The following is a 1,091-nucleotide window of genomic DNA, read 5'->3' on the forward strand; positions in this document are numbered from 1 at the left end:
GCTGCAATCACTACCGTACTGGCTAAAACCTACGGCGGTGCTGCTCGTGCTTTCGACCAGATCGATAACGCACCAGAAGAAAAAGCTCGTGGTATCACCATCAACACCTCTCACGTTGAGTATGACACCCCGACTCGCCACTACGCACACGTAGACTGCCCAGGCCACGCCGACTATGTTAAAAACATGATCACCGGTGCTGCGCAGATGGACGGCGCGATCCTGGTTGTTGCTGCGACTGACGGCCCTATGCCTCAGACCCGTGAGCACATCCTGCTGGGTCGTCAGGTAGGCGTTCCTTACATCATCGTGTTCCTGAACAAGTGCGACATGGTTGATGACGAAGAGCTGCTGGAACTGGTAGAGATGGAAGTTCGTGAACTGCTGTCTCAGTACGATTTCCCAGGCGACGACACTCCAATCGTTCGTGGTTCCGCGCTGAAAGCGCTGGAAGGCGACGCAGAGTGGGAAGCGAAAATCATCGAACTGGCTGGCTACCTGGATTCTTACATCCCAGAACCAGAGCGTGCGATTGACAAGCCATTCCTGCTGCCAATCGAAGACGTATTCTCCATCTCCGGTCGTGGTACCGTTGTTACCGGTCGTGTAGAGCGCGGTATCATCAAAGTTGGTGAAGAAGTTGAAATCGTTGGTATCAAAGAGACTGCGAAGTCTACCTGTACTGGCGTTGAAATGTTCCGCAAACTGCTGGACGAAGGCCGTGCTGGTGAGAACGTTGGTGTTCTGCTGCGTGGTATCAAACGTGAAGAAATCGAACGTGGTCAGGTTCTGGCGAAGCCAGGCTCAATCAAGCCACACACCAAGTTCGAATCTGAAGTGTACATTCTGTCCAAAGACGAAGGCGGCCGTCATACTCCGTTCTTCAAAGGCTACCGTCCACAGTTCTACTTCCGTACAACTGACGTGACCGGTACCATCGAACTGCCAGAAGGCGTAGAGATGGTAATGCCAGGCGACAACATCAAGATGGTTGTGACTCTGATCCACCCAATCGCGATGGACGACGGTCTGCGTTTCGCAATCCGTGAAGGCGGCCGTACCGTTGGCGCGGGCGTTGTTGCTAAAGTTCT

1 protein-coding gene is annotated in these 1,091 nt (G+C 53.5%); it reads left to right on the forward strand.

From position 1 onward, the window contains the following. Window positions 1-1,091: elongation factor Tu (gene tuf / locus A3466_RS10965; RefSeq protein ID WP_048338906.1), on the forward strand; the 1,091-nt coding region annotated here is incomplete at both ends.

It is taken from the genome of Enterobacter genomosp. S (genome assembly GCF_001631805.1).
Lineage (GTDB): Bacteria > Pseudomonadota > Gammaproteobacteria > Enterobacterales > Enterobacteriaceae > Enterobacter > Enterobacter quasihormaechei.